At 69.3% G+C, this 21,777-nt stretch carries 22 protein-coding genes and 1 pseudogene; 16 read left to right on the forward strand and 7 right to left on the reverse strand.

What is annotated here, in order from left to right; genetic code table 11:
• Window positions 1-90 precede the first annotated feature (90 nt).
• The 3 genes and pseudogenes from PKO50_RS27005 to trxA all read left to right on the forward strand — a co-directional run bounded on the left by PKO50_RS27005 (window position 91) and on the right by trxA (window position 2,285).
• Window positions 91-536: pseudogene (locus PKO50_RS27005) on the forward strand (YbaY family lipoprotein).
• Window positions 533-1,192, forward strand: coding sequence for a 50S ribosomal protein L11 methyltransferase (locus PKO50_RS27010; protein ID WP_109933775.1), 660 nt, complete (start codon window positions 533-535; stop codon window positions 1,190-1,192). Before PKO50_RS27005 ends, PKO50_RS27010 begins: the two are co-directional and overlap by 4 nt.
• Before the next feature lie 223 nt (window positions 1,193-1,415).
• A complete protein-coding gene (gene trxA, locus PKO50_RS27015) occupies window positions 1,416-2,285 on the forward strand; it encodes a thioredoxin (RefSeq protein WP_275627752.1) in 870 nt (289 codons plus the stop codon).
• Window positions 2,286-2,578: 293 nt separating this feature from the next.
• On the opposite strand, the gene PKO50_RS27020 is transcribed toward trxA, so the two are convergent.
• Window positions 2,579-2,941, reverse strand: a complete 363-nt coding sequence (locus PKO50_RS27020) for a hypothetical protein (protein WP_275627753.1) — start codon at window positions 2,939-2,941, stop codon at window positions 2,579-2,581.
• Between the two features lie 132 nt (window positions 2,942-3,073).
• On the opposite strand from PKO50_RS27020, the gene PKO50_RS27025 reads away from it, so the two are divergent.
• From PKO50_RS27025 to PKO50_RS27070, 10 genes are all read left to right on the forward strand, one after another.
• Window positions 3,074-3,634, forward strand: coding sequence for a DUF2796 domain-containing protein (locus PKO50_RS27025; RefSeq protein ID WP_275627754.1), 561 nt, complete (start codon window positions 3,074-3,076; stop codon window positions 3,632-3,634).
• An 8-nt stretch (window positions 3,635-3,642) separates the two neighbouring features.
• Window positions 3,643-4,350, forward strand: a complete 708-nt coding sequence (locus PKO50_RS27030) for an ABC transporter ATP-binding protein (protein ID WP_275627755.1) — start codon at window positions 3,643-3,645, stop codon at window positions 4,348-4,350.
• A gap of 2 nt (window positions 4,351-4,352) precedes the next feature.
• The gene (locus tag PKO50_RS27035; protein WP_275627756.1) at window positions 4,353-5,618 is read left to right on the forward strand and encodes an ABC transporter permease; all 1,266 of its coding nucleotides are present in this window, start codon (window positions 4,353-4,355) and stop codon (window positions 5,616-5,618) included.
• 8 nt (window positions 5,619-5,626) lie between these two features.
• Window positions 5,627-6,154: a DUF3299 domain-containing protein gene (locus PKO50_RS27040; RefSeq protein ID WP_109933780.1), complete on the forward strand. Its 528-nt coding sequence runs from the start codon at window positions 5,627-5,629 to the stop codon at window positions 6,152-6,154.
• A gap of 135 nt (window positions 6,155-6,289) precedes the next feature.
• Complete coding sequence (locus PKO50_RS27045; protein ID WP_109933781.1) at window positions 6,290-7,009, forward strand: OmpW family outer membrane protein; 720 nt, start codon at window positions 6,290-6,292, stop codon at window positions 7,007-7,009.
• A gap of 280 nt (window positions 7,010-7,289) precedes the next feature.
• On the forward strand, window positions 7,290-7,820 hold the full coding sequence (locus PKO50_RS27050; RefSeq protein ID WP_275627757.1) for a fimbrial protein: 531 nt from the start codon (window positions 7,290-7,292) through the stop codon (window positions 7,818-7,820).
• Between the two features lie 216 nt (window positions 7,821-8,036).
• Window positions 8,037-8,795 (forward strand): fimbria/pilus periplasmic chaperone, encoded by a 759-nt coding sequence (locus PKO50_RS27055; protein ID WP_275627758.1) that lies wholly within the window; start codon window positions 8,037-8,039, stop codon window positions 8,793-8,795.
• 21 nt (window positions 8,796-8,816) lie between these two features.
• Window positions 8,817-11,351 carry a fimbria/pilus outer membrane usher protein gene (locus tag PKO50_RS27060; RefSeq protein ID WP_275627759.1) on the forward strand — a complete coding sequence of 845 codons (2,535 nt, stop codon included), beginning with the start codon at window positions 8,817-8,819 and terminating at the stop codon, window positions 11,349-11,351.
• A complete protein-coding gene (locus PKO50_RS27065) occupies window positions 11,348-12,355 on the forward strand; it encodes a hypothetical protein (RefSeq protein WP_275627760.1) in 1,008 nt (335 codons plus the stop codon). Before PKO50_RS27060 ends, PKO50_RS27065 begins: the two co-directional genes overlap by 4 nt.
• Window positions 12,356-12,362: 7 nt before the next feature.
• Window positions 12,363-12,719 carry a SirB2 family protein gene (locus tag PKO50_RS27070; RefSeq protein WP_275627761.1) on the forward strand — a complete coding sequence of 119 codons (357 nt, stop codon included), beginning with the start codon at window positions 12,363-12,365 and terminating at the stop codon, window positions 12,717-12,719.
• On the opposite strand, the gene PKO50_RS27075 is transcribed toward PKO50_RS27070, so the two are convergent.
• The 4 genes from PKO50_RS27075 to PKO50_RS27090 form a co-directional block, all read right to left on the reverse strand.
• A complete protein-coding gene (locus tag PKO50_RS27075) occupies window positions 12,720-13,658 on the reverse strand; it encodes an NAD-dependent epimerase/dehydratase family protein (RefSeq protein ID WP_275627762.1) in 939 nt (312 codons plus the stop codon). It lies immediately after the preceding gene.
• Entirely contained in the window at window positions 13,651-14,535 is an 885-nt protein-coding gene (locus tag PKO50_RS27080; protein WP_275627763.1) for a sugar nucleotide-binding protein, read from the reverse strand. The genes PKO50_RS27075 and PKO50_RS27080 overlap by 8 nt, the downstream gene beginning before the upstream one ends.
• Window positions 14,536-14,675: 140 nt before the next feature.
• Window positions 14,676-15,227: a DUF934 domain-containing protein gene (locus PKO50_RS27085; RefSeq protein ID WP_275627764.1), complete on the reverse strand. Its 552-nt coding sequence runs from the start codon at window positions 15,225-15,227 to the stop codon at window positions 14,676-14,678.
• On the reverse strand, window positions 15,224-16,894 hold the full coding sequence (locus PKO50_RS27090) for a nitrite/sulfite reductase (protein ID WP_275627765.1): 1,671 nt from the start codon (window positions 16,892-16,894) through the stop codon (window positions 15,224-15,226). The genes PKO50_RS27085 and PKO50_RS27090 overlap by 4 nt, the downstream gene beginning before the upstream one ends.
• 303 nt (window positions 16,895-17,197) lie before the next feature.
• Between PKO50_RS27090 and ccoG the strand changes: the two genes are divergently transcribed.
• The 3 genes from ccoG to PKO50_RS27105 all read left to right on the forward strand — a co-directional run bounded on the left by ccoG (window position 17,198) and on the right by PKO50_RS27105 (window position 20,316).
• A complete protein-coding gene (gene ccoG / locus PKO50_RS27095; RefSeq protein ID WP_275627766.1) occupies window positions 17,198-18,613 on the forward strand; it encodes a cytochrome c oxidase accessory protein CcoG in 1,416 nt (471 codons plus the stop codon).
• 75 nt (window positions 18,614-18,688) lie between these two features.
• Complete coding sequence (mapR, locus tag PKO50_RS27100; protein ID WP_275627767.1) at window positions 18,689-20,098, forward strand: GntR family transcriptional regulator MpaR; 1,410 nt, start codon at window positions 18,689-18,691, stop codon at window positions 20,096-20,098.
• Window positions 20,099-20,193: 95 nt separating this feature from the next.
• A complete protein-coding gene (locus PKO50_RS27105) occupies window positions 20,194-20,316 on the forward strand; it encodes a hypothetical protein (protein WP_256595844.1) in 123 nt (40 codons plus the stop codon).
• A gap of 270 nt (window positions 20,317-20,586) precedes the next feature.
• On the opposite strand, the gene cobM is transcribed toward PKO50_RS27105, so the two are convergent.
• Window positions 20,587-21,336, reverse strand: a complete 750-nt coding sequence (gene cobM / locus PKO50_RS27110) for a precorrin-4 C(11)-methyltransferase (protein ID WP_275627768.1) — start codon at window positions 21,334-21,336, stop codon at window positions 20,587-20,589.
• Window positions 21,337-21,370: 34 nt separating this feature from the next.
• Window positions 21,371-21,775 (reverse strand): cobalamin biosynthesis protein, encoded by a 405-nt coding sequence (locus PKO50_RS27115; RefSeq protein WP_089393397.1) that lies wholly within the window; start codon window positions 21,773-21,775, stop codon window positions 21,371-21,373.
• Between the last annotated feature and the right edge of the window lie 2 nt (window positions 21,776-21,777).

Here is a 21,777-nt window from a genome sequence, read left to right on the forward strand (position 1 = left end):
ATGGTAGCCCATCCGCCCCTCCCCGAGACAAGCCGCACGCTTTAGGCTATACAGGCGCCGCCCTGGAACCTGTCGCGAGGGATTTCGCCCATGCCGCTCCGCCTTCTCTGCCTGTTCGCCCTGGCCCTGCTGGCCGCCTGTTCGAGCAAGCAACCCGCTCCGCAGCCGCCCTCCGCCAGCGCCCCGGCCAAGGCCGCCGTGGCGCCCCTGCCGGCCAACCAGCGCGAGCTGTCCGGGGTGCTCACCAGCAGCCGCGGCGCCCTGCCCGACGGCGCCGAGGTGGAACTGGCGCTGCTGCTGATGGACGAGCGCGACCGCCCGCAGCGCGCCCTGGCCAGCCTGGAGCTGGTGGGCAACGGCGGTGCCCTGCCCTTCAGCCTGCGCTACGACCCCGGCGATTTCCCCAGCGGCGGCCGCGTCGAACTGCACGTGCGGGTGGCACAGAACGGCCAGCTGGCCTGGCGCCTGCGCCCGCTGACCATCGCCCCGGGCAATCCCAGGCCCTGGGCGAGCTGCGCCTGGAGCCGGCGCCGTGAAGGCCCCGCACGACCTGCAGCAGGCCCTGGGCGAACTGCTCGGCGACGCCCGCCTGGGCGCCGAGCGCCTGCCCGGCACCGACATCGCCCTGTGGCTGATCGATGCGCAGAACATGGACCGCCAGTTCAGCCCCGACGAGACCCGCCGCATCCTCGAGGAGCCGCCCTACTGGTGCTTCTGCTGGGCCAGCGGCCTGGCCCTGGCGCGCTGGCTGGCCGAGCGCCCTCAGTGGGTGGCCGGCAAGCGCGTGCTGGACTTCGGCGCCGGCTCCGGCATCGCCGCCATCGCCGCGGCCAAGGCCGGCGCCGCCGAAGTGGTGGCCTGCGACCTGGACCCGCTGGCCCTGGCCGCCAGCCGCGCCAACGCCGAGCTGAACGGGGTGCGGCTGAGCTACTCGGAAGACTTCTTCCAGGAACAGGACCGCTACGACCTGATCCTGGTGGCCGACGTGCTCTACGACCGCGCCAACCTGCCGCTGCTCGACGCCTTCCTCGGCAAGGGCCGCGAGGCGCTGGTGGCCGACTCGCGGGTGCGCGACTTCCAGCACCCGCTATACCGGCGCCTGGACATCCTCGACGCCTGCACCTGGCCGGACCTGGCCGAGCCCCACGAATTCCGCAAGGTCAGCCTCTATCACGCCAATCGCCCCCTGTAGGAGCGACTGCCTCGCTGGTCGCACCGGGGTGCTCTTCGTAGGAGCGAGCTTGCTCGCGAATGAGCCCCGCAGCGGAATCTGTTCGCGAGCAAGCTCGCTCCTACGAGAAGCCGTGCTCACCTGGGACATAGGGCGCGGTGCGGCATTGCCTTGTTTCCGTCGGCCGCGCCCCCACTTATAGTGACCAGCATCCTTTCGCCCCTTTCGCCCGACGAGAGCCCCCATGAGCGACACGCCCTACATTTTCGACGTCACCAGCGCCGACTTCGACCAGCTGGTGATCCAGAACTCCTTCCACAAGCCGGTGCTGGTCGACTTCTGGGCCGACTGGTGCGCACCCTGCAAGGCGCTGATGCCGATGCTGGCGCAGGTCACCGAGTCCTACCAGGGCGAGTTGCTGCTGGCCAAGGTCAACTGCGACGTCGAGCAGGACATCGTCATGCGCTTCGGCATCCGCAGCCTGCCCACCGTGGTGCTGTTCCGCGACGGCCAGCCGGTCGACGGCTTCGCCGGCGCGCAACCCGAATCGGCGGTGCGGCAGATGCTGGAGCAGCACGTGCAGCCGCCGGCGGCCCCCGCCGGCAACCCGCTGGACGCCGCCGAGGCGGCCTTCGCCGAAGGCCGCTTCGCCGAGGCCGAGGCCCAGCTCAAGGCCCTGCTGGGCGAAGACAACAGCAACGCGGCGGCGCTGATCCTCTACGCCCGCTGCCTGGCCGAGCGCGGCGAGCTGGGCGAAGCCGAGACGGTGCTGGACGCGGTGAAGAGCGACGAGCACAAGGCCGCCCTGGCCGCCGCCCGCGCCCAGCTGACCTTCCTCCGCCAGGCCGCCGACCTGCCCGACGCCGCCACCCTGAAGAGCCGCCTGGCGGCCGACGCCGGCGACGACGAGGCGGCCTACCAGTTGGCCGTGCAGCAACTGGCCCGGCAGCAGTACGAGGCGGCGATGGATGGCCTGCTGCGCCTGTTCCAGCGCAACCGCGGCTATGGCGAGGACCTGCCGCGCAAGACACTGGTGCAGGTGTTCGAGTTGCTGGGCAACGAGCATCCGCTGGTGATTGCCTATCGGCGGAAGCTGGCCAATCTGCTGTATTGAGTGGCGGGGTTCGTGCGAACGGTGCCAACCGGCTGCTCCGATGCTGGGCTTGGCGCCTTTCCCTCTCCCCAGCCCTCTCCCTGAAGGGAGAGGGGGCTTGTCCGTGCCGGTTGGAAGTAAGGTTTCAGTCGCCTATCACAGTGCCCGGCTAACGCCGAATTATCAGAAGACTCCGAACGGTTCCCTCTCCCTTCAGGGAGAGGGTTAGGGAGAGGGCGCTCTCATGCCTGGCATCGGCATGGCCGGGAAACTCCGTTCGCGAGCAAGCTCGCTCCTACGAAAAGCAAAACCCCCTATTCCCCAACCCAGGTGAACACCTGGGTCCCCTCTCGCACCTCGATCTTCACGTTCGGGCTGTGCCGCAAGCGCACCAGCAGCCCCTTGGCCGCGCCGGCGCTGCCGGCCAGGGCGGCCAGTTCGTCCAGCAGTTGCGGGCCTTCGCGGCTGCCGGCCTGGCGCAGCAGGTCGCGGGCCGCCTGCCACAGGCGGTCGGCCCCGCTGGGCGCCACCGGCGGGTTATCCACAGGCGCTGCCGGCGCGGCGACCGGTGCGGCGGGCGCGTGGCGCAGCGCCACGCCCAGGCGCTGCCATTCCGCCTCGTCCAGTTCCAGGGTCAGGTCCACCGGCCAGTCGCCGATGCTTCCACGGATTCGCATGGTGGTTTCCTCCTGCATGGGCGGCATGCTCCCACGCCGGCGCGGCCGCGCCAATCTCCCCGGGGCCTCTAGCCAGCCGCAATATTTCGTTATAACGTAACGCACCCTCGATTTCCCCACCGGAGAACGTCCATGCGCCCGCTGTTGCTCGCCCTCGCCCTGATCCCCTTCGCCGCCGCCCAGGCCCACGACGAACACGAGCACGGCAGCCTCGGCAAGCACGAGCACGGCGTGGCCCAGCTCAACGTCGCGCTGGACGGCGGCACCCTGGAGCTGGAAGTGGACAGCCCGGCGATGAACTTCGTCGGCTTCGAGCACCCGGCCAGCAGCGCCGCCGACCAGGCCACCGTGGCCGCCGCCCGCGCCCAGCTGGGCAAGCCGCTGGAACTGGTCCAGGCACCGGCCGCGGCCAAGTGCGGCGTCACCGAGGTGGAGCTGGAAAGCCCACTGTTCGGCAATGCCAAGGCCGAGGATCACGACGACGATGGCGACGAGCACGAAGGCCACCAGCACAGCGACATCAACGCCCACTACAAGCTGGCCTGCGCCGCGCCCGAGGCCCTGACCAGCCTCGACTTCGCCCCGCTGTTCAAGCGCTTCCCCGGCACCCAGAAGCTGGTGGTGCAGCTGATCGGCCCGAACGGCCAGCAGGGCGCCGAACTGACCCCGGCCAGCAGCCTGCTGAAGTTCTGACGCGCCCCATGGACACCCTGCTCGAACTCCGCGACCTCGGCTTCGCCTGGCCTGGCCAGGCGGAGCTGCTGGACATTCCGCAGTTCACCCTCGGCCGCGGCGAGACGCTGTTCCTCAAGGGCCCCTCCGGCAGCGGCAAGACCACCCTGCTCGGCCTGCTGGGCGGTGTGCAGAGGCCGCAGCGCGGCAGCATCCGCCTGCTCGGCGAGGACCTGGCGCAGCTCTCCGCCGCGCGCCGCGACCACTTCCGCGTCGACCACACCGGCTACATCTTCCAGCAGTTCAACCTGCTGCCGTTCCTCTCGGTGCGGGAGAACGTCGAGCTGCCCTGCCACTTCTCGCGCAGCCGCGCGGCACGCGCCAGCGAGCGCCACGGCAGCGTCGACGAGGCCGCCCGCGCCCTGCTCGCGCACCTGGGCCTGGGCGACGCGGCGCTGCTGCAGCGGCGCGCCGACAACCTCTCCATCGGCCAGCAGCAGCGCGTCGCCGCGGCCCGCGCGCTGATCGGCCAGCCGGAGCTGGTGATCGCCGACGAGCCGACCTCGGCGCTGGACGCCGACGCCCGCGAAGCCTTCCTCCAGCTGCTGTTCGCCGAATGCCGCGCGGCCGGCGCCAGCCTGCTGTTCGTCAGCCACGACCAGGGCCTGGCGCCGCTGTTCGACCGCAGCCTGTCGCTGGCCGACCTCAACCGCGCCGCCACCGCCCCCGGGATCTGAGCATGTACCTGTTGCGCCTGGCCCTGGCCAGCCTTTCCAACCGCCGTTTCACCGCGCTGCTCACGGTCTTCGCCATCGCCCTCTCGGCCTGCCTGCTGCTGGCCGTGGAACGGGTGCGCAGCGAGGCCCGCGCCAGCTTCGCCAGCACCATCTCCGGCACCGACCTGATCGTCGGCGCGCGCTCGGGCTCGATCAACCTGCTGCTGTACTCGGTGTTCCGCATCGGCAACGCCACCAACAACATCCGCTGGGAGAGCTTCCAGACGGTCAAGGCCAGCCCGCTGGTGAAGTGGGCCATCCCCATCTCCCTGGGCGATTCGCACCGCGGCTACCGGGTGATGGGCACCGACACCGGCTACTTCGAGCACTACCGCTACGGCCGCGACCAGCAGCTGCAGCTGGCCGAGGGCCGGCCCTTCGGCCAGGACCTGTTCGACGTGGTGCTCGGCGCCGAGGTGGCCGAAGCGCTGCACTACAAGCTCGGTGACCCTATCGTGCTCAGCCACGGGGTCAGCACCATCAGCCTGGTGCAGCACGACGACAAGCCGTTCACCGTGGTCGGCATCCTCAGGCGCACCGGCACCCCGGTGGACCGCACCCTGCACATCTCCCTGGCCGGCATGGAGGCGCTGCACGTCGACTGGAAGAACGGCGTGCCGGCCCGCGGCGCCGGCCGCATCAGCGCCGACCAGGCGCGCCACATGGACCTGCAGCCGACCGCCATCACCGCCTTCCTGCTCGGCCTGAAGAGCAAGGTGGCGACCTTCACCCTGCAGCGGCAGATCAACGAATACGACGGCGAACCGCTGCTGGCGATCCTCCCCGGGGTGGCCCTGCAGGAACTCTGGGGGCTGATGGGCACGGCGGAGAAGGCGCTGTTCGTGGTCTCGCTGTTCGTCGTGCTGACCGGGCTGATCGGCATGCTCACCGCCATCCTCACCAGCCTCAACGAGCGCCGCCGCGAGATGGCCATCCTGCGCTCGGTGGGCGCGCGGCCCTGGCACGTGTTCAGCCTGCTGCTGGCCGAGGCCTTCGCCCTGGCCCTGGCCGGCGTCGCCCTGGGCCTGGGCCTGCTGTACGCCGGCATCGCCGCGGCCCAGGGCTACGTGCAGGCCAACTACGGCATCTTCCTGCCGCTGGCGGCGCCGAGCGCCTATGAGTGGTCGCTGCTGGGCGGCATACTGCTGGCCGCCGTGCTGATCGGCTGCGTGCCGGCCTGGCGCGCCTACCGCCAGTCGCTGGCCGACGGCCTGTCGATCCGAATCTGAGTAGCCCCATGAAAACCACCGCCTCCGCCTTCCTCGCCCTGCTCCTGCTCGCCGCCGGCGCGGCCTGGGCCGGCACGCCGCAGACCCTGACCTGGCCGCAGCTGATCCCCGAGGGCGCGCCGCCGCCCCCGCCGCCGGTGCCGCTGCACGACATTTCCCAGCTGAGCGACGCGCTCAACGCCGAAAGCGGCCCGGCGGCCAGGCAGCAATCACCGGCGGCCCCGGTGGTCCAGGCGCTGGATGGCAAGGAGGTGAAGCTGCCCGGCTACATAGTGCCGCTGGACGTGGGCCAGGACGGCGAGGTCAACGAGTTCCTCCTGGTGCCCTACTACGGCGCCTGCATCCACGTGCCGCCGCCGCCTTCCAACCAGATCGTCTACGTGCACCAGGCCCGCGGCGTGAAGATGGACGAGCTGTACCAGCCCTACTGGGTGACCGGGCGCCTGCAGGTGAAGCACATCGACAGCGACCTGGCCCAGGCCGGCTACCAGCTCAAGGCCGACGAAGTGACACCGTACGAATACGAAGGTGAGTAGCCTGCGACCATCCGCCGCAGGCATTACCCCTACGGCTCAGGGGGGCTTTATTGAGCTGAATCAAGAAGGACCGCTTAGCGCCGTCTACCATGATGTTCACCAACGCTTATTCCAAAATCATGGAGCATCACCATCATGCGCAAGTCCTGGCTCACCGCCTCCCTGCTCGCCGCCGCCGTCGCCACGCCGTTCGCCGTACAGGCTGCGGAAATCCAGGGCCACAAGGCCGGTGACTTCATCGTCCGCGGCGGCTTCGCCACCGTTGCCCCGAACGACAGCAGCAGCGATATCAAGCTCGACGGCGGCAAGGTCGGTGGCACCAAGGCCACTGTCGACAGCGACACCCAGCTGGGCCTGACCTTCAGCTACCTGCTCACCGACAAGATCGGCGTCGAGCTGGTCGCCGCCACCCCGTTCAACCACCAGGTCGACGTCAAGGGGCTGAACCGCGCCACCGGCCTCACCGGCCTGGACGGCAAGCTGGCCGACATCAAGCAGCTGCCGCCGACCGTGCTGCTGCAGTACTACCCCATGGGCGGCACCAACTCCGCCTTCCAGCCCTACGGCGGCCTGGGCGTGAACTACACCACCTTCTTCGACGAAGACCTCGCCAGCAACCGCAAGGACCAGGGCTTCAGCAACCTGAAGCTGCAGGACTCCTGGGGCCTGGCCGCGGAACTGGGCATGGACTACATGCTCAATGAACACGCCCTGGTCAACGTCGCCGTGTGGTACATGGACATCGACACCAAGGCCAGCGTCGACGGTCCCAGCGGCCTGGGCGTGCAGAAGACCAAGGTCAACGTCGACGTCGACCCCTGGGTCTACATGATCGGCTTCGGCTACAGGTTCTAAGTCGGAAGATCGCAAGAAAAAGCCCTCGGCAATTGCCGGGGGCTTTTTCATTTCCGCCTTTCACCAGGAACTGATCGAAATATCAAGACCGGCATTATGGGAACTTCCTTACCCGGAAACTTCCCGATCTATTTTCTTTAGATAAATACCCCACCTTATCCGATGCCTACCCAACTCATAAGAATTGGCCTACGGCGCATCAGAAGATTCCTAATATTCGAAAACTCAGGAAGCAAGGAGAATTCACCTACCGAAAAACCTGCAACACAAGGAAAACGCCATGAAAAAACTCACTCTTCCCGCAACCGTCTTGCTGGCCCTGGTAGCCGGCGGCGCCCAGGCGGCAACCGGCGGCCAGATCAGCTTCACCGGCCACGTCCTGGAAGACACCTGCGACGTCAGCGTGAACGGCGGCGGCGCCGATGCCTCCATCAACCTGCCGTCGATCTCCACCAGCGAATTCGACACCGTCGGCTCCACCGCCGGCGAGCAGCGCTTCACCATCACCCTCAACGGCTGCTCCGTCGGCCAGACCTACAAGGTCGATTTCGGCTCGGCCAACATCAACCCGGGCACCGGCAACCTCACCTTCAACGGCGAAGCCCTGAGCATGTCCGGCATCGAGCTGCAGATCGCCAACGAGGAGCTGGAAGCCATCGACCTGCGTACCAATGACAACAACACCAGCAAGCTCCTCGAAGAGGCCGGCCCGCTGGAGTTCGCCTACTACGCCCGTTATGTCCAGACCTCGGAGATGGTATCGGCCGGTACCGCCGACACCGCTCTGCTGTATTCCATCCGTTACGACTGACGGCCGCCCGGGGTGCATCCCCCCCCCATCGGGGGATGCACCCGGCCTATCCATCACGCGTATGAACATATCGACGAAAGTCCATGCGCGAGTTGAATAAAGAACCGCACTTACAAGTTCCAACGGCAACTTTTCCAGCTGGAACTTGCCAGTACCCCGGCCCCGCCTAGACTCCACCGAAAGTCCTTCTTTATATGGAGAAGGAGGTTGACCCCGATGCGTCCCGCTACCCACTTAGTTCTGCTGATCGGTATTTGCCTGCTGGCCCTGCAGGCCCACGCCAGCATCGTCATCACCGGCACCCGCGTGGTCTATCCGGCCACCGAGCGGGACATCACCGTCAATATCCGCAACACCGGCAAGACGCCCTCGCTGATCAAGGCCTGGGTGGACCACGGCAAGGGCACTCCGGGCGCCGGCAGCCCGGGGCGCTCGCCCTTCATCGTCACGCCGCCGGTATCGCGGGTGGACCCGGACAAGGGCCTGCTGCTGCGCATCGCCAATATCGACCGGACGCTGCCCCAGGACCGCGAGTCGGTGTTCTGGCTGAACGTCCTGGAAGTGCCCTCCAGCAGCCCGGACAAGGCCGGCGCGGCCGCCAGCGGCAACAGCGCGGGCAAGCTGCAGGTGGCCTTCCGTTCGCAGCTCAAGCTGTTCTACCGCCCCGCGGCGCTCAAGGGTGCGGCCGCCGACGCGGCACAGCAGCTGAAGTGGCGCATCGCCGCCGAAGGCGGCAAGCGCGTCCTGCGCGCGGTCAACGACCTGCCCTACTCGGTGTCCCTGGCCCGCCTGCACCTGCGCTCGGGGGCCAGGCAATACGCCAACGACGACCTGGAGATGGTCCCGGCCAAGGGCAGCTACGGCATTCCCCTGCCCGCGGACGCGGCGGCCTGGGCCAGGGCCGGCGCCAAGCTCCGCTACACCTGGATCAACGATTTCGGCGGCCTGATCGAGACCGAAGCCACCGTCGAGTAACCCTCCTGCGCGAGGTCCATCGTGTTCCCTTCGATACTGTCCCGCACCCTGCGCCTCGGCTGCCTGGGAGGGCTCTGCTGCGCCCTGCTGCCGGCCCCGGCGCTGGCCGCCGAAGGCCCCGGCGAGGTGCATTTCGACCGCGGCCTGCTGGAGACGCTGGGCATGAGCACCGACGTTTCCGGGTTCGAGAAGAACCCCTCGGCGCTGCCGCCGGGCACCTACTCGCTGGACCTGACGCTGAACAAGGTGTACTTCGGCCAGCAGGAAGTGCGCATCGTGCACACCGCCGAGCAGCGCCAGGTCTACTGCTTCGGGCCGGAGCAGCTGGAACAGTGGGGCGTGCTGCTGCCCGGGCCCGCTCCCGGCGCCGAGCCCGCCGGCGGCGACTGCATCGACCTGCTCGAACGCGTCCCGCAGAGCCGCGTGGACCTGGACGGCGCCAGCGGGGCCATCCACCTCACCCTGCCCCAGGCCTACGTGAAGCAGCGCCCGCGCAACTACGCGCCGCCGTCGAGCTGGGATTCGGGAATCAACGCCGGCTTCCTCAGCTACACCGGCAACCTCGACCGCTCCAGCAACAGCCAGGACACCCGCAACGACCTGTTCCTCGGCCTCAACGGCGGCCTCAACCTGCTGGACTGGCGCCTGCGCCACAACGCCAGCTTCAGCCATGGCGACACCACCCGCCAGGGCAGCCATTACCGCACGCTGAACAACTACGCCCAGCGCGACCTCACCGGGCTTTCCTCGCAGCTGACCCTCGGCCAGCACTTCACCGCCGGCGAGATGTTCGACAGCATCCCCTTCACCGGCGTGCAGCTGGAGAGCGACGAACGCATGCTGCCGGAGAGCGAGCGCGGCTTCGCCCCGGTGGTGCGCGGCATCGCCGACAGCAACGCCACCGTGAAGATCCACCAGGGCCAGCAACTGATCCACCAGGTCAGCGTCCCGCCCGGCCCCTTCGTCATCGACGACCTGTACAACACCGGCTACACCGAGGACCTGCAGGTCACGGTGATCGAGGCCGACGGCCGCGAGAAGACCTTCAGCGTGCCCTACTCCTACGCCGCCGAACTGCTCAGGCCCGGCGCCTCGCGCTACCAGGTCGCCTCGGGCAGCTACCGCGGCGAGGACGTCGGCAACCCGCTGAAATTCGTCCAGGGCGGCTACCGCCGGGGCCTGAGCAACAACCTCAGCGCCTATTCCGGCGCGGTGCTCGCCGACAGCTACATGGCCTCGCTGATCGGCGCCGCGCTGAACACCTCGCTGGGCGCCTTCTCGGTGGACGCCACCGTCTCGCGCTTCGACGCGCTGCCCGGCGAAGCCGCCGGCCAGGGCATGCCCGACAATGGCGAAAGCTACCGCCTGGCCTACAACAAGAGCTTCGGCGGCACCCACCTGCAACTGTCCTACCGCCGCTCGGACAAGGGCTACCTGGGGCTGGCCGCCGCGGCCGACGCCCTGGACACCGACAACGCCAACCTGTTCCGCGAGCGCGACCGCGTCCAGCTCAACCTCAGCCAGGCGCTGGGCGGCGGCAGCCTGTACCTGTCCGGCGTGGGGCAGACCTACTGGACCGGGGAGAACCGCAGCCTGACCTTCAGCGGCGGCTTCAGCCGGACCTTCGGCTGGGGCAGCCTGGGCCTGTCGGCGACGCGCTTCCAGAGCGTCGACGGCTACGACAACCAGTACCTGCTGAGCGTCAGCGTCCCGCTGGGCCGCGAGGCCGGCGCGCCGCGCCTGAGCAGCACCCTGTCGCTGCAGGACGCGCGCAACCGCTCGCTGCAGACCAGCCTCAGCGGCATCGCCGGCGAACAGGGCCAGTGGAACTACAACCTGTACGGCAACGACAGCCAGGCCGAGGGCGGCAACAGCCAGTCCTATGGCGGCAACCTCAACCTGCGCACCGCCGCCAGCTCGCTGGGCGCCAGCCTGGCGCGGGGCGACGGCTTCAGCCGCGAGTCCCTGTCCGCGCGCGGCAGCCTGGTCGCCTATTCCGGCGGCGTGGCGCTGTCGCCGAACCAGGGCGAGACCATGGCCATAGTCGAGGCCGAAGGCGCGGCGGGCGCCCTGCTGCCGCGCGGCCGCGTTCACCTGGACGGCGACGGCAAGGCGCTGCTCACCGGGCTGACGCCCTACCGCCACAACGAGATAGTGCTGGACGCCAAGAGCGCCATCGACGACGTCGAGATCCGCGAGAACATCCAGAAGACCGCGCCGCGCTACGGCGCCATCGTGCGGGTGCCCTACCGTACCCGCAGCGGCATCTCGGTGCTGCTCGAGCTGCGCCGCGCCGGCGGCCTGGAAGTGCCCTTCGGCGCCGAGGTCGGCGGCGACGGCGAGGTGCTGGCCTACGTCGGCCAGGACAACCTGGTCTACCTGTACCTGGAAAAGGGCCGCGACAGCTACCGGGTATCCTGGGGCGAGGCGGACGAGCAGCAATGCAGCTTCACTTACGCCATGCCGGCGAAGAAGGACAAGCAAGACACCTACCGGGCCATCCCGGTCGACTGCCAGGCCGCCGCCGGCGGCCCGCCAAGCGAGGAAAGATCATGATCCACCCGCGCCGCCGCCCCCTGTTCCACTGCCTGGCCCTGGCCGCCTGCCTGCTGCAGGCGCTGCCGGCCGCCGCCGACGAGTGCCCGGTCGAGCCGAACCAGTGCTACTTCACCAACCAGCAGTTCACCTACGACGGCGAGACCTACATCAGCGCCGGCCTGCCGGTGGGCAGCGTGCTGGGCACCCTGAACCTGTCCCTGGACTACGCCTGCCGCCTGCAGGAGTACCTGGCCGGGGACGCCGGGCGCTACATCGTGCTGGGCGTGGCCAGCGAGGCCAGCCACATGCAGGGCAACGACTTCGCCACCAACCTCAACGGCCTGGTCTACCGGGTGATTCCCTCGGGCAAGGACGGCGTCGGCGTCAAACAGGTGGGCGGGGTGGCCGAGCGCATCCAACTGGGCATCGTCGGCGACCGCAGCCTGGGCCCCAGCGAATGCGTCAGCGGCTCGCTGTCCAACAGCTTCATCGAGGTGCTGAAGAACGGCCCGATCGACACCCCGGGGGTGTACTCGATCAACTTCCGCGAGCCGGCGCTGTTCGTCGGCTCGCGCTGGAACAACACGCCGCCGGCCTACCCCATCGACCCCTTCCCGGGCGTCGCCCTGACCTTCCTGCCCACCACCTGCGAGATGACCGATGTGCCGACGCGGGTCGATTTCGGCAGTTTCAGCAAGAACCAGTTGCCCCTGCAGCGGCGTTTCGACTTTCATTGGCAGTGCGACGGCGGCGCGGTCATCCACACCACGCTGTCACCGGCCAACGGCCAGCTCCTCGACGGCAACACCGCGCTGCTCCACGAATCCGCCGGTTTGCTGCTGAAGATCAAGGACCTGCAGAACGAGCGGTACGTAGTCTTCAACCAGCCCGTCGAGCACGTGGTGCGCTCGCCGCGTTCGCTGGGCTTCGACACCACCTTCGAGGCCGAGCTGCTGGCGGGCGCCGAGGTCCGGCCGGGGCCCTTCGAGTTCGTCGTGCTCTACACCACCGAATACAAGTGAGCCGCCCATGTACCTCTGGCTGAAGCACCTGCACATCACCCTGGCGATCCTCAGCAGCCTGCTGTTCCTCTGGCGCCTGGGGCTGAACTGGCGGGGCCGGCGCCTGGCCGGCTGGCAGCGCTGGGCGCCGCACCTGGTGGACAGCCTGCTGCTGCTCAGCGCCCTGGGCCTGGTGCACCTGGCCATGCCCTGGCCGCTGCCGCTGTGGCTGCAGGCCAAGCTGGGGCTGCTGCTGGGCTACATCGTGCTCGCCGCCTTCGCCATGCGCAGCGCCGCGCGCGGGCCCAAGGCGCTGCTCAGCGCCCTGGCCCTGGCATGCCTGGGCGGCATCTTCTACCTGGCGCTGAACAAGCCCTGGTGGTGATCAGCGCCCGAGCAGGCGCGCCAGGCCCTCGCCGATCGGCGTCGGCCGCTCCAGGCGGTAGTGCGTCAGCAGGCGGCCGTTGTCGGCACGGGAATGGCGGATGTCGCCGGGGCGCGCCTCGGCGTGGCTCACCGGCGGCAGGCTGCCGACCAGCGCACCGATCTCGCCGAGCAGCTGGTTCAGGCTGGTCACCTGGTTCAGCCCGACGTTGACCGCCCCTTCCGGCACCTGCCGCGCCTCCAGCGCCTGCACCAGCAGTTGCACCAGGTCGGCGACGTAGATGAAGTCGCGGGTCTGCTCGCCGTCGCCGAACACAGTGATCGGCTGCCCGTTCAGGGCCCGCTGGGTGAAGATGCTGATTACCCCGGAATAGGGCGAGGACGGGTCCTGGCGCGGGCCGTAGACGTTGAAGAAGCGGAATACCGCCGGCTCCAGGCCATGCTGGCGGCGGTAGAAGTCGAGGTAGTACTCGCCGGCCAGCTTGTCCGCGGCATAGGGCGTCAGCGGCGCCTTCGGCAGGTCCTCGACTATCGCCGTGCCCTGGCCGTTCTGGCCGTAGACGGCGGCGCTGGAGGCGTACAGCACGCGCCGGATGCCGGCTTCGCGCAGCGCCTCGCAGAGGTTCAGGGTGCCGATGAAGTTGCTCTGGTGGGTGGCCACCGGGTCGTCCACCGAGGCCTGCACCGAGGCCACCGCGGCCAGGTGCACCACCGCCTGGCAGCCGTCCAGGGCACGGCGGACCAGCGCCGCGTCGGCGACGTCGCCGACCAGCAGCTCCACGGCCGCGTCGAGGTTCTCGCGCTTGCCGGTGGACAGGTTGTCCAGCACGCGCACGTGGTAGCCGCGCGCCAGCAGCGCGTCGGCCAGGTGCGAGCCGATGAAGCCGGCGCCGCCGGTGATGAGGACGGGCTGGGCGCAGGTGGGGGAGATGTCAGCCATGACGGTAGTAACGGTCCAGTAGGGTCGGCAGCGCGGCGCGCCAGGCGCGCGGCTTGATGCCGAAGGTGTGGAGGATCTTCTTGCAGGCGAGCACCGCGTGCTGCGGTTCCTCGCTGGCATCCGGGCGCGCCGCGTGGGCCTGGGCGACGGGGTCGCGCAGGGCCTGGCCGGTGAGGGTCCGGGCCTCGGCGACGATCACCTGGCCCAGGGCCAGGGTGGTGGTGGCCTCGAGGCCGCCGTAATGGTAGGTGCCCCACAGCGGCGCCTGGCAGTCCAGCTGCTTGAGCACCGAGAGGATCACCCGCGCGGCATCGTCCACCGGGGTGGGGTTGCCGCGGCGGTCGTCCGCCAGGTACAGCTCCTCCTCGCCCAGGGCGCGGCTGAGGAAGCGGTCCAGGCTGCCGCCCGGGCTGTCGTCCAGCAGCCAGCCGAAACGCAGCAGCACGTGGCGCGGGCAGGTGGCGCGGACCCACTGCTCCATGCGCCACAGCGCCTGGCCGCGGCGGCCCAGGGGCAGCGGCTCGTCCTTCTCGCTGTAGGCGGTGGCGCGGGCGCCGTCGAACACCCGGTAGCTGGAAGGCTGCAGCAGGAGGATCTCGTAGTGCTGGCAGAGTTCGGCCAGGCGCTCCACGGCGCGTTCCTGGGCGGCCAGGCGGGCGTCGTCGACCTGCTCGGCCTGGAACCAGTCGTGGTAGTAGGCGAGGTTGATCACCGCGTCGGGGCGGGTCTCGTCCAGCAGCAGGGTCAGGCTGGAGGCATCCCAGCCCTGCTCGGGCGGGCGCGGGGCGAGGAAGCCGATGTCTTCCTCGGCTCCCAGGCGGATCAGCGCCTGTCCCAGGGCATTACCGCCACCCAACAGCATCAGGCGCATACGCATCTTCAGGGGGTCACTCGAATCGTGGGCCACGGCCGGCGGCGTTTCGCCGACGCTTTGCCGGCATTTTTCCTGCGCACCGGAACAGCGTCAAGCACGGCGCCACGCGCGGCGCGGCCTTACCCCCGAAAGCGGGCCGCTTTTCAGCGCCGGCGGAACAGCGGCCGCGGCTCGATCGCCGAGCGCCCGTAGAGCACGCTCAGGCCGGCCAGGCCCTTGAGCGCGTCCTCAACCGACTTGTCCTGGCGCACCGCGAAGGCGTCGAAACCGCACTGGCGCAGGTGCGCCAGCTGATCGCGCAGCACATCGCCCACCGCTCGCAGCTCGCCGCGCCAGCCCAGGCGCCGGCGCAGCAGGTAGGCCAGGCTGTAGCCGCGGCCGTCGCGGAAACTGGGGAAGTCGATGGCGATGAGCGGCAGCTTGTCCAGCTGGCCGAGCAACCTCTGCAGATCATCATCCGGCCCCAGCCACACTCCGCTTTTCTGTAGGAGCGAGCTTGCTCGCGAACCACCCGGCTCCGATTTCTCCGGACAGCTTTGTTCGCGAGCAAGCTCGCTCCTACAGGTGAGCCAGGCATTCAGCGGAAGGATAAGGTCGCCTTCGGGCAGCACCGCCGGCACCTCACGCAGCAGCGTCCAGGCGTCGTCGCAGTCGTGCCAGGCGCCCTCGCCGCCCAGGCGGATCAGGTTGTTCATGCCGGCACCTGCGCCTGCGCGTAGACCCGCGCCTTGAACGGCTCCAGGCCGATGCGCTCGACGGTCTCGACGAAACTCTCGCCGGCCCCGCGCCGTTCCACGTAGGTGTGGACGATGCGCTCGATCACCGCCGGCACCTCGGCGGCGCTGAACGACGGGCCTATCACCCGGCCCAGCGCGGCGCGCTTGCCCTGGGCGCCGCCGAGAGTGACCTGGTACCACTCGCTGCCGTTCTTGTCGACGCCGAGGATGCCGATGTTGCCGATGTGGTGGTGGCCGCAGGCGTTCATGCAGCCGGAGATGTTCAGGCTCAGCTCGCCCAGGTCGTGCAGGTAGTCCAGGTCCTCGAAACGCTGCTGGATGCCCTGGGCGATGGGGATCGACTTGGCGTTGGCCAGCGCGCAGTAGTCGCCGCCGGGGCAGGCGATGACGTCGCTCAGCAGGCCCTGGTTGGGCGTGCCCAGCCCCGCCTCGCAGGCTTCGCGCCAGAGCGCGTGCAGGTCGGCCTTGCGCACGTCCGGCAGCACCAGGTTCTGCTCGTGGGCCACGCGCACCTCGCCGAAGCCGAAGCGCTCGGCCCAGTCGGCGACCCGTTCCATCTGCCCGGCGCTCACGTCACCGGGCGGCGCGGCGGCGCCGGGCTTGGTCGACAGCACCACCGAGGCGTAGCCCGGCACCTTGTGCGGGCGCACGTTGCGCGAGGCCCAGCGGGCGAAGGCGGCATCGGCGGCCAGGGAGCTGCCGTAGGCCAGTTCGTCGGCGGCGGCCTGCGCGTAATGCGGCGGCTCGAAGGCGGCGGCGACGCGCTGGTATTCCTCCAGGGTCAACTGCGCCTCGCCATCGCGGATGTGCAGCCACTCCTCCTCCACCTCGTGGGCGAAGGCCTCGATGCCCAGCGCCTTGACCAGGATCTTGATGCGCGCCTTGTACTTGTTGTCGCGGCGGCCGTGGCGGTTGTACACCCGCAGGATGGCCTCGACGTAGGACAGCAGGTGCTGCCAGGGCAGGTCCTCGCGGATCGGCTGGGAGAGGATCGGCGTGCGCCCCAGGCCGCCGCCGACCATCACCCGCAGGCGCAGCTCGCCGGCTTCGTCGCGGTAAAGGTAGAGGCCGATGTCGTGCATCATCACCGCCGCGCGGTCTTCCTCGGCGGCGCACAGGGCGATCTTGAACTTGCGCGGCAGGAACAGGAACTCCGGGTTCACCGTCGACCACTGGCGGAGGATCTCGGCCAGCGGCCGCGGGTCCAGCAGCTCGTCGGCGGCGACGCCGGCGAAGGCCTCGGTGGTGATGTTGCGCACGCAGTTGCCGGAGGTCTGGATGGCATGCATCTCCACCTCGGCCAGCTGTTCGAGGATGTCCGGCACCTGCTCCAGCTCGATCCAGTTGAACTGGATGTTCTGCCGCGTGGTGAAGTGCCCGTAGCCGCGATCGAAGTCCCGGGCGATCTGCGCCAGCACGCGCAGTTGGCGGCTCGCCAGGGTGCCGTAGGGTATCGCCACGCGCAGCATGTAGGCGTGCTTCTGCAGGTACAGGCCGTTCTGCAGGCGCAGCGGCAGGAACTCCTCCTCGCTCAGCTCGCCGCACAGCCGCCGCGCCACCTGGTCGCGGAACTGCGCCACGCGCTCGCGCACCAGGGCATGGTCGTAATCGTCGTATCGGTACATCGCCGGGGGCACCTCACAAGGCTGCTGCGGCGGCCTGCGTCGGGCCACCGCTGGTGATGGCGCCACTATGGCCGGCGGTCGTGTCGCGAAACAGCGGCAGATCCGCCACAAAAAACCGGATCAGACGCCTTGCCCGCGTGGCCTGGACCGCCCTGCGACCGCGTGCCGCGCGCCACCGCCACAGCGCAGGCCACGCCTGGCGCGGCGCATCTGATCCGGTTTTTCGCGGGCAACCTGAATCTGTTTCGTGCCCAGGGCGCTTCCTATAGTCGCGGCGCATCCCAAGCCTGATGGGCCACGACAATGAGCCAGAGAATCCCCGCGAAGATCGTCGAGATCGCCGCCCCGCACGCCTTCACCCCGCCGCCCAGGCCGCTCTCGGCGGTCACCCCGACGGTCTACACCAAGCGTTTCAGCGGGCGCTTCCGCGACCTGCGGCGGCTCGGCGGCGCGCTGCTGTTCGCGCTGTTCTTCGGCACCCTGTGGCTGCAGTGGAACGGCCGCCAGGCGGTGCTCTGGGACCTGCCCGAGCGCAAGTTCTACATCTTCGGCGCGACCTTCTGGCCGCAGGACCTGATCCTGCTCTCGGCACTATTGATCATCGCCGCCTTCGGCCTGTTCTTCATCACCGTGCTGGCCGGCCGGGTATGGTGCGGCTACACCTGCCCGCAGAGCGTGTGGACCTGGATCTTCATGTGGGCCGAGCAGGTCACCGAGGGCGACCGCAACCAGCGCATGAAGCTGGACAAGGCCCCGCCCAGCACCGCCAAGTACCTGCGCAAGGGCGCCAAGCACGGGCTCTGGCTGCTGGTCAGCCTGGCCACGGCGCTGACCTTCGTCGGCTACTTCACCCCGGTGCGCCCGCTGGTGGCGGACCTCTTCACCCTGAACCTGGACCTGGAAAGCGCCTTCTGGGTGGCCTTCTTCGCCGCCGCCACCTACGCCAACGCCGGCTGGCTGCGCGAGCAGGTGTGCATCCACATGTGCCCCTACTCGCGCTTCCAGAGCGTGATGTTCGACAAGGACACGCTGATCATTTCCTACGACGCCGCCCGCGGCGAAACCCGCGGGGCGCGGCGCAAGGACGCCGAGCCCAGGGCCCTCGGCCTGGGCGACTGCATCGACTGCCAGCAATGCGTGCAGGTCTGCCCCACCGGCATCGACATCCGCGACGGCCTGCAGATCGCCTGCATCGGCTGCGCCGCCTGCGTCGATGCCTGCGACTCGGTGATGGACCGCATGGGCTACGCCCGCGGCCTGGTGCGCTACACCTCCGAACGCGCCCTGGAAGGCGGCCGCACCCACCTGCTGCGGCCGCGCCTGGTCGGCTATGCGGCGGTGCTGTTGGCCATGTTCGGCGCCTTCGCATGGGCCCTGCAGGCGCGCCCGTTGATCGCCCTGGACGTGGCTCGCGACCGCGGCCTGTTCCGCGAGAACGCGGCCGGCGAGATCGAGAACGTCTACAACCTCAAGCTGATCAACAAGACCCAACAGGCGCAGCGCTACCGCCTGAACCTGGCCGAGGCCAGCGGCTACCGTCTGCAGGGCGCCCTCGACCAGCGCCTGGAGCCGGGCGAGATCCGCGACTTCGCCGTCTCGGTGGCGCGCCTGGAACTGAGCGGCAGCGGCGGGCCTGTGCCCCTGCACTTCCGCGTGACGGCGCAGCAGGGCGGCGAACAGGTCGAGGCGGCCAGCACCTTCGTCGCGCCGAGGCGCTGAGCGATGGCCCCGCGGCATGGCGGCGGCGCCGCGCAACGCCTAGAGTGGGAGCTCCCCAACGGCCCCCGGGACAAGATGAAGCGCTACGAGAAATTCGCCGACGAGATCGCCGAACTGATCCGCAGCGGGGTGCTCGCCCCCGGGCAGAAGGTGCCCTCGGTGCGGCACGCCAGCCGCACCTACGGGGTCAGCGCCTCCACCGTGTTCCAGGCCTACTACCTGCTGGAGGATCGCGGCCTGATCGTGGCCCGCGCGCGTTCCGGCTACTTCGTCCGCGAGCACGTGCGCCGCGCCCTGGCCGAACCGGAGATCGCCCGTCACGAGGCGCAGACCACCGAGGTGGACGTCAGCGAGCTGGTGTTCTCGGTGCTCGGCTCGATCAAGGACCCGGACACCGTGCCCTTCGGCTCGGCCTTCCCGGCCCCCGAGCTGTTCCCCCTGCCGCGCCTGGCGCGCTCCATGGCCCACGCCGTGCGCGACATGGAGCCGCGCGCCGCGGTGGCCGACATGACCCCGGGCAGCCATGCCCTGCGCCGGCAGATCGCCCTGCGCTACATGGTCAACGGCACGCCGCTGCCGGTGGAAGAACTGGTCGTGACCAACGGCGCGCTGGAGGCGCTGAACCTGTGCCTGCAGGTGGTCACCCGGCCCGGCGACCTGGTGGCCATCGAGGCGCCGGCCTTCTACGCCACCCTGCAGGTGCTGGAGCGGCTCAAGCTCAAGGCCGTGGAAATCCCCGTGCACCCGCGCGAGGGCATCGACCTGCAGGTGCTGGCCGACAGCCTGGAGCGCCTGCCGATCAAGGCCTGCTGGTTCATGAGCAACTTCCAGAACCCGCTGGGCGCGAGCATGGGCGAGGACCGCAAGCGCGCCCTCGCCGGCCTGCTGGCCCGGCACCAGGTGCCGCTGATCGAGGACGACGTCTACGCCGAGCTGTACTTCGCCCAGCAGGCGCCCAAGCCGGTGAAGGCCTACGACGCCGAGGGCCTGGTGATGCACTGCGGCAGCTTCTCCAAGAGCCTGGCGCCGGGCTACCGCATCGGCTGGGTGGCCGGCGGGCGCTTCCACGCGCAGGTCGAGCGGCTCAAGCTGATGACCAGCCTGTCGGCCTCGGTGCCGGCCCAGGCGGCCATCGCCGACTACCTGCAGCACGGCGGCTACGACCGCCACCTGCGCAAGCTGCGCCACGCCCTGGAAAGCCAGCAGCACGCCATGCTCGCCGCGGTAGCCCGGCACTTCCCCGAAGCGACGCGGGTGACCCGCCCCAGCGGCGGCTACTTCCTCTGGCTGGAGCTGCCCGAGCGGGTCGACGCCCTGAAGCTGTTCCAGCTGGCCCACGCCCAGGGCATCAGCATCGCCCCGGGGCCGATCTTCTCCGCCACCCGCAGCTTCCGCCACTGCCTGCGGCTGAACTACGGCCACCCCTGGACGCCGCGCAGCGAAAAAGCCATGGAAACCCTCGGGCGGATCATCCAGTCGCTGTAGCGCTGCTCCGTACATTCGGACACGATCTGTATCTGTGCGACAGATTGCCGCAGGCATACGCTGTCAGACCAGACCCCGGACGAAGGACAGCGACCATGGATGCGGAAACCCTGACGATCCTGCTGACAGTGGGCACCGCCCTGGGCCTTCACCTGGGCGTGCGCTGGTACATCCGCCACGGCCTGCCCGGGCGCGGGTCGGATGACTGGATGGCTTGATGGTGGGTGGCGGGTTCGAGAGCCCCTCTCCCTAACCCTCTCCCTGAAGGGAGAGGGGACCGTTGGGCAGACGCTGATGTTCTGGAGTCAGCCGGCTAACACAGAGATTGCCGGCTAAAACCGGGCCTCCTCTCGGCACGGACAAGCTCCCTCTCCCTTCAGGGAGAGAGCTGGGGAGAGGGGACGGAATCGAACCAAAACACCGAAGTCACAGCTGAGCACCATTCGCGAGCAAGCTCGCTCCTACAAACAACCCCCAGCCATCTGCCGTCAGCCCGGCCGGTAAAGATGCCCATGCCCCGCGCTATACAACGACGACTCCCCAAACCCCTCCGCCGCCAGCACCCGCCCGACCAGGATCAGCGCCGTCCGCTTGAACCCCTTGGCCCGAGCCTTCGGCAGGATGTCGCCGAGGGTGCCGCTGACCTGGTCCTGATCCGGCCAACTGGCGCGGTGGATCACCGCGATCGGGCAGTCCGCGCCGTAGTGCGGCAACAGCTCCGCGACTATCTTCTCCAGCTGCCCCACGCCCAGGTGGATGGCCATGCTCGCCCGGTGCCGCGCCAGGTCGCCCAGGGATTCCCCCTCGGGCATCTTCGTGCGGCTGGCGTAGCGGGTGAGGATCAGCGTCTGCGACACGTCCGGCAGCGTTAGCTCGCAGCCCAGCAGCGCGGCGCAGGCGGCGGTGGCGGTGACCCCGGGGACGATCTCGTAGGGGATGCCGAGCCGGCGCAGGTGCTGGATCTGCTCACCGATGGCGCCGTACAGCGAAGGGTCGCCGGAATGCACGCGGGCCACGTCCTGGCCTTTCGCGTGGGCCTCCGCCAGCAGCGCGACTATCTGCTCCAGATGCAGCTCGGCGGTGTTCACCACCACCTCGGCGCTGTGCCCTTCGAGCACCGCCTCGGGCACCAGCGAGCCGGCGTAGAGAATCACCGGGCAGCTGCGCAGCAGGCGCTGGCCCTTGACCGTGATGAGCTCGGGATCGCCGGGGCCGGCGCCGATGAAATAGACCGTCATGGGCGTTTCGCTTCGGATCGGGAAAGGCGCAAGTCTACCCCAGCCCGTAGGGAGCCATGGCCAGCGCGCAAGTAGCGTTGGCGCTGCGCCGCTTGGGCACGACCAGCCGCGCCGGGCCTTCAGCCAGCGCTTCGGCCAGTGCCAGGGCGGCAGCCTCAGCCACGCCAGCGCTGCCGGTGACCTGGCGAGCCCGCTCGGAAGTGGAAGTCAGGCGCTGCTCGTAAGGCGCCAGGCGCTGCGCATCCAGCAGTTCCAGGGGCAGACGAAGTTGCCGCGACAGGTCGCGCAGGCCACCTTCCAGGGCCTTGGCCTCGCTGCTGGCCAGGGCATTCAGAGCCGCCTCATCGAGGCCGGCCTCGCGCAGGCAGGCGCGCAGCAGGGCGAGCAGTTCGTCGGCGCCGCAGCCACGGCGGCACCCCAGTCCGGCAACCAGTATCACGC

Source organism: Pseudomonas sp. 273 (genome assembly GCF_029201425.1).
GTDB classification, from domain to species: domain Bacteria; phylum Pseudomonadota; class Gammaproteobacteria; order Pseudomonadales; family Pseudomonadaceae; genus Pseudomonas; species Pseudomonas delhiensis.

What these genes read in the sequence shown, in the direction of transcription:
- PKO50_RS27075 (WP_275627762.1), bottom strand. Translation starts at nt 13,658, where the DNA reads ATGGCTGACATCTCCCCCACCTGCGCCCAGCCCGTCCTCATCACCGGC.
- trxA (WP_275627752.1), top strand. Translation starts at nt 1,416, where the DNA reads ATGAGCGACACGCCCTACATTTTCGACGTCACCAGCGCCGACTTCGAC.
- PKO50_RS27085 (WP_275627764.1), bottom strand. Translation starts at nt 15,227, where the DNA reads ATGAACAACCTGATCCGCCTGGGCGGCGAGGGCGCCTGGCACGACTGC.
- PKO50_RS27080 (WP_275627763.1), bottom strand. Translation starts at nt 14,535, where the DNA reads ATGCGTATGCGCCTGATGCTGTTGGGTGGCGGTAATGCCCTGGGACAG.
- PKO50_RS27035 (WP_275627756.1), top strand. Translation starts at nt 4,353, where the DNA reads ATGTACCTGTTGCGCCTGGCCCTGGCCAGCCTTTCCAACCGCCGTTTC.
- PKO50_RS27050 (WP_275627757.1), top strand. Translation starts at nt 7,290, where the DNA reads ATGAAAAAACTCACTCTTCCCGCAACCGTCTTGCTGGCCCTGGTAGCC.
- mapR (WP_275627767.1), top strand. Translation starts at nt 18,689, where the DNA reads ATGAAGCGCTACGAGAAATTCGCCGACGAGATCGCCGAACTGATCCGC.
- PKO50_RS27045 (WP_109933781.1), top strand. Translation starts at nt 6,290, where the DNA reads ATGCGCAAGTCCTGGCTCACCGCCTCCCTGCTCGCCGCCGCCGTCGCC.
- PKO50_RS27065 (WP_275627760.1), top strand. Translation starts at nt 11,348, where the DNA reads ATGATCCACCCGCGCCGCCGCCCCCTGTTCCACTGCCTGGCCCTGGCC.
- PKO50_RS27105 (WP_256595844.1), top strand. Translation starts at nt 20,194, where the DNA reads ATGGATGCGGAAACCCTGACGATCCTGCTGACAGTGGGCACCGCCCTG.
- PKO50_RS27070 (WP_275627761.1), top strand. Translation starts at nt 12,363, where the DNA reads ATGTACCTCTGGCTGAAGCACCTGCACATCACCCTGGCGATCCTCAGC.
- PKO50_RS27030 (WP_275627755.1), top strand. Translation starts at nt 3,643, where the DNA reads ATGGACACCCTGCTCGAACTCCGCGACCTCGGCTTCGCCTGGCCTGGC.
- PKO50_RS27025 (WP_275627754.1), top strand. Translation starts at nt 3,074, where the DNA reads ATGCGCCCGCTGTTGCTCGCCCTCGCCCTGATCCCCTTCGCCGCCGCC.
- PKO50_RS27020 (WP_275627753.1), bottom strand. Translation starts at nt 2,941, where the DNA reads ATGCGAATCCGTGGAAGCATCGGCGACTGGCCGGTGGACCTGACCCTG.
- PKO50_RS27090 (WP_275627765.1), bottom strand. Translation starts at nt 16,894, where the DNA reads ATGTACCGATACGACGATTACGACCATGCCCTGGTGCGCGAGCGCGTG.
- ccoG (WP_275627766.1), top strand. Translation starts at nt 17,198, where the DNA reads ATGAGCCAGAGAATCCCCGCGAAGATCGTCGAGATCGCCGCCCCGCAC.
- PKO50_RS27040 (WP_109933780.1), top strand. Translation starts at nt 5,627, where the DNA reads ATGAAAACCACCGCCTCCGCCTTCCTCGCCCTGCTCCTGCTCGCCGCC.
- cobM (WP_275627768.1), bottom strand. Translation starts at nt 21,336, where the DNA reads ATGACGGTCTATTTCATCGGCGCCGGCCCCGGCGATCCCGAGCTCATC.
- PKO50_RS27055 (WP_275627758.1), top strand. Translation starts at nt 8,037, where the DNA reads ATGCGTCCCGCTACCCACTTAGTTCTGCTGATCGGTATTTGCCTGCTG.